Source organism: Geobacillus sp. BMUD (assembly GCF_013096845.1).
GTDB classification, from domain to species: Bacteria; Bacillota; Bacilli; order Bacillales; family Anoxybacillaceae; genus Geobacillus; species Geobacillus vulcani.
On record NZ_SDLA01000042.1, the window covers coordinates 1 to 1132 of the forward strand.

Below are 1132 nucleotides of genomic sequence, written 5' to 3' on the forward strand. Positions count from 1 at the left end.
ACCTCGAAATGGAATGTAGGTGGGAGATGAATCGGATGTTTTTCTTTCTAAATAAGAACATACGTGCTATAATCGTCTTAGCCAACATGCAGAGAAAGGGAGGAATGACGATGCTCCGCGGTCAAAAAGTCGCCTTTCGTGCCTCCAAGAGGGATCTCGAACGGCTATGGGCCTGCAACCGAGAGTCAGCCCGCGTTTGGAATGAGTGTCTTCGGCTATCGAAAGAATACTTCCTTCAACACGGCCGCCGCATCTCAAAAAGCGAACTGCAAAAGCAAACGAAAGGCCGCTTCCATCTTCACAGCCAGTCGATCCAAGCGGTTTGCCACAAATACCTCTTCGCACGACAATCAGCACAAGCCGCCATTCAAAAAGGACTTCGCCATGCTCGATACCCATACAAACAAAAGAAATTTTTCAACACGAAATGGGCGAAAGATGGGTTCAACGTGTACGAAAATGGAACCATCGCGTTATCGATGGGCATCCATAATGGAAAAAGAGAAGAACCGATCCTCGTCCATGTCTCCCGCTTACCCAAAGGAACGATCAAAGAAATCGAATGTTGTTATGACCACGGTTGGTACTTGGCTATCACCTATGACGATGGTCGGGAGGCGAAAGCATATCAACCAGGTCGTTCCGTCGGCGTCGATCTCGGTGAAATTCATACGATCGGCGCCTTTTGCGAAAGCGGTCAAGCGCTCTTGATTACAGGGAGAAAGGTGCGCTCGCTCCATCGGTTCCGAAACAAGAAACTCGCCGAAATTCAACGACGGCAAGCGAAATGCCAAAAAGGCTCACGAAGGTGGAAAAAGTACGAACGAGCCAAACGATACCTCTTATCCAAATCGGAACGTCAACTGCGGGATGCGCTTCATAAAACGACGAAGCAATTCGTCGATTGGTGCCTTGCGCAATCTGTGTCGGATGTGTACATCGGAAATGTCGAAGGAGTCGAGCGATACACGAGAAAGAAAAAGAAAGTCCACCGGAAACAAGCACAAAAGCTCTCCAACTGGTCTTTTGGGAAAGTCAAGCGATATCTTGCCTATAAATTAGCCCAACAAGGTATTCGTTTGAAAGAAGTCGACGAATCGTACACGAGTCAGACATGTCCTGTCTGCCAAAA

Annotated in this window: 1 protein-coding gene; it reads left to right on the forward strand. The window is 48.1% G+C overall.

The window, feature by feature from the left end:
- Positions 1-110: 110 nt before the first annotated feature.
- The coding region (locus ETC05_RS17250; RefSeq protein ID WP_171661542.1) for an RNA-guided endonuclease InsQ/TnpB family protein at positions 111-1132 on the forward strand (1022 nt) is incomplete at its 3' end.